Raw genomic sequence first — 3,651 nt, 5'->3', positions numbered from 1 at the left:
CCCCGCGCGTCCCACCCCCATCCTGGGGATTTGTCGACATCCGAAGGGTGCTTTCCGTCCCAGAAGAGACAGTTGGCGCGCAGTGGGGCTCGCCAAGGGCCGTGGCCGCGTAGTTTTGTCGCCAACGTGCCCCCGTCGGAGGAGTCGGAGCAGTCTTGTCACGGAAGATCGGTAGCCGGTACACCGCCCACCAGATCCTCGGTCGCGGGAGTGTCGGCACGGTGTGGCTGGGCGAGGGCCCCGAGGGGCCGGTCGCCATCAAGCTGTTGCGCGAGGAGCTCGCCTCCGACCAGGAACTGGTCGGCCGGTTCGTCCAGGAGCGGGCCGCGCTGCTCGGCCTGGACCACCCCAATGTGGTCGGCGTGCGGGACCTGGTCGTGGACGGCAACGATCTGGCGCTCGTCATGGACCTCGTACGCGGCACCGATCTGCGGACCCGGCTGGAACGGGAGCGCCGGCTCGCCCCGGAGGCCGCGGTGGCCATCGTGGCGGGGGTCGCCGACGGGCTGGCCGCCGCGCACGCGGCCGGCATCGTGCACCGGGACGTCAAGCCGGAGAACGTCCTGCTGGACATGCAGGGCCCGCTCGGCCCCGGCGGCGCGCACCCGGCCCTGCTCACCGACTTCGGCATCGCCCGGCTGGTGGACTCGCCCAACCGGGTCGCGCCCACCACCTCCGGGCGCACCACCACCCGGGTCATCGGCACCCCGGACTACCTCGCCCCCGAGATCATCGAGGGTCTGCCGCCCCGGGCCAGCGTGGACGTCTACGCCCTGGCCACGGTGCTGTACGAGCTGCTGGCGGGCTTCACCCCGTTCGGCGGCGGGCACCCCGGCGCGGTGCTCCGCCGCCATGTCACGGAGACCGTCGCCCCGCTCCCCGGCGTCCCCGACGAACTGTGGCAGCTGCTGGTGCAGTGCCTGGCCAAGGCGCCCGCCTCCCGGCTGCGCGCCTCCGAGCTGGCCGCCCGGCTGCGGGAGCTGCTGCCCAGCCTGGCCGGATACCCGCCGTTGGACATCGACGAGCCGGAGGAGGACGGTCCGGCGGCCGGTGGCTACGAGGCCGGCCAGGACGGCGGTCACCCCGCGGACCCGGCGGGCCGCCCGCCCGCCGACCCGAGCGGGCGGGGCCCGGCCCGGCGCCGCGGCGCGGTACCGCTGGTGCCGGGCGCGGTGCCCGACTCCAACCGGGAGACCCACACCAGCATGCGGGTGCCGGACGCGGACGAGCTGGCCGGCGGGGCGCACGGCACCGCCCGGACGCCCCGCGCCGCCGGCCAGCGGCGGGCCGGCTCGGCCCGCAACCGCACCGTCTCCGCGGCGGTCCGGCGCCGCCGGGTCAGGCTGGGGGCGGCCGCGGCGGCGGTGGTCGCGATCGCCGGGCTGGGCTACCTGGCGTTCGGCGGCGACGACGGAGGCGAGCAGCCCAAGGAGGGCACCGAGCACTCCGCCCCGGAGAACCCCGGCACCCCCTGAGCGCACCCCCTCATCCGTGGATTCCCAAGAGAACCCCCAGGTCAGCACCGTACGGACAGCTGTCAGGCGCCCTACCGCCGGGTCGGCGGGGCCGCCCTGGCGGCCCCGCCCGGGAGGGCCCCGCGCAGTGGGGCGGGGCCGGGCCGGGACAGGTTTCCCGTCACAGCCGTTACGCTGGTCCCGTGGCAGTCGTCGATGTATCCGAAGAGCTGAAGTCCCTCTCCTCCACCATGGGGTCGATCGAGGCGGTCCTCGATCTGGACAAGATGAGGGCCGACATCGCCGTGCTCGAGGAGCAGGCGGCGGCGCCGTCCCTCTGGGACAACCCGGAGAACGCGCAGAAGATCACCAGCAAGCTCTCCTACCTGCAGGGGCACCTGCGCCGGATCGAGGAGCTGCGCAGCCGGATCGACGACGTCGAGGTGCTCTTCGAGCTCGCCGACGCCGAGGACGACGCCGACGCCCGCGCCGAGGCGCAGACCGAGCTGGAGTCGGTGCGCAAGGCCGTCGAGGAGATGGAGGTCCGCACCCTCCTGTCCGGCGAGTACGACGCCCGTGAGGCGCTGGTCAACATCCGCGCCGAGGCGGGCGGCGTGGACGCCGCCGACTTCGCCGAGCAGCTGCAGCGGATGTACCTGCGCTGGGCCGAGCGGCACGGCTACAAGACCGAGGTGTACGAGACCTCCTACGCGGAGGAGGCCGGCATCAAGTCGACCACCTTCGCCGTCCAGTCGCCCTACGCCTACGGCACCCTCTCCGTGGAGCAGGGCACCCACCGGCTGGTCCGGATCTCGCCCTTCGACAACCAGGGCCGCCGCCAGACGTCCTTCGCCGGCGTCGAGGTGCTCCCGGTGGTCGAGCAGACCGACCACATCGAGATCGACGAGTCCGAGCTGCGCGTGGACGTCTACCGCTCCTCCGGCCCCGGCGGCCAGGGCGTGAACACCACCGACTCGGCGGTGCGACTCACCCACCTCCCGACCGGCATCGTGGTCTCCTGCCAGAACGAGCGCTCGCAGATCCAGAACAAGGCCACCGCGATGAACGTCCTCCAGGCCAAGCTCCTCGAGCGCCGCCGCCAGGAGGAGCAGGCCAAGATGGACGCGCTCAAGGGCGACGGCGGCAACTCCTGGGGCAACCAGATGCGTTCGTACGTCCTGCACCCGTACCAGATGGTCAAGGACCTGCGCACCGAGTTCGAGGTGGGCAACCCGCAGTCGGTGCTCGACGGGGAGATCGACGGCTTCCTCGAGGCGGGCATCCGCTGGCGCAAGCAGCAGGAGAAGTAGTCGGCGGTCGGGCGGCGCCCCGCGCCACTGCCCAGGGCCCGGCCTCGCGCCGGGCCTGAGCCGATCCGAACAGCCGCAGCCGGGGCTGAGCCGAGACCAGGTCGAGGCCGAGTCGGCACAGCGCCCCGCGGCGTACCGGCTCCCACGCCGCAGACACCACATCCACGGTGCCCCGCGGCCCGGCCGCGCGCAGCGGCCATCCGGCCAGGAACCGCCGGTGCGGCAGCCGTTGAGCGTGCCGCTCCCCACCACCGCCAGCCCCTTTTTCGTCACAGTCGCGTACCCGTATGGCTGTCAAGCCCCCGCATACGGGACATCTCGTACGCAATGCTCTTGACGGGTTGTCGGAAACTGGGAAAGCTGACGCGCGGCATGCGTATCTCTGGGGCGCGTGTGATGGGGGGCGCCGGACCGCCGCATGGCCGGGTCCGCGACCCAGAACCCCCGCAGGCCGATGCCCCGAGCGCTGCCCTATAAACCAGCTCAGCTACTGGGGGTAGCAGGCAGATGACGAAGAAGACGCGGCTGCGGGTCGCGCGGATCGCGGCAGGTGCGGTGATCGCGGCCGGCGCGTCCCTCACCGCCGCCGGTGCCGCCTCGGCCGCCGGAATCGACGTGGGCATCGGCGGCACGGCGGCCCACGCCAGTGTCGACCAGAACGGCCTGAACGTCAGCGCGGTCAAGGCCCCGGACGACGACCCGTCCACCATTCCGACGGACCCGCCGACCACTCCGACGGACCCGCCCACCATCCCGACGGACCCGCCGACGAAGCCGACGGACCCGCCCACCAAGCCGACCGATCCGCCGACCAAGCCGACGGACCCGCCCACGAAGCCGACGGACCCGCCGACCAAGCCGACGGACCCGCCGACGAAGCCGACGGA

Annotated in this window: 2 protein-coding genes and 1 pseudogene; all 3 read left to right on the top strand. The window is 73.2% G+C overall.

Annotated features, from left to right (window positions below; genetic code table 11):
* Positions 1–155 precede the first annotated feature (155 nt).
* Positions 156–1,475 carry a serine/threonine-protein kinase gene (locus tag E4099_RS30370; protein ID WP_135342320.1) on the top strand — a complete coding sequence of 440 codons (1,320 nt, stop codon included), beginning with the start codon at positions 156–158 and terminating at the stop codon, positions 1,473–1,475.
* A gap of 182 nt (positions 1,476–1,657) precedes the next feature.
* Positions 1,658–2,764 (top strand): peptide chain release factor 2, encoded by a 1,107-nt coding sequence (gene prfB, locus E4099_RS30365; protein ID WP_135342319.1) that lies wholly within the window; start codon positions 1,658–1,660, stop codon positions 2,762–2,764.
* 507 nt (positions 2,765–3,271) lie between these two features.
* A pseudogene (locus tag E4099_RS30360) lies at positions 3,272–3,651 on the top strand (hypothetical protein); the annotation flags it as partial.

The organism is Streptomyces palmae, assembly GCF_004684805.1.
GTDB classification, from domain to species: domain Bacteria; phylum Actinomycetota; class Actinomycetes; order Streptomycetales; family Streptomycetaceae; genus Streptomyces; species Streptomyces palmae.
The sequence above is the reverse complement of the archived record's forward strand: the minus strand, read 5'-3'. Positions and strand labels throughout refer to the sequence as shown.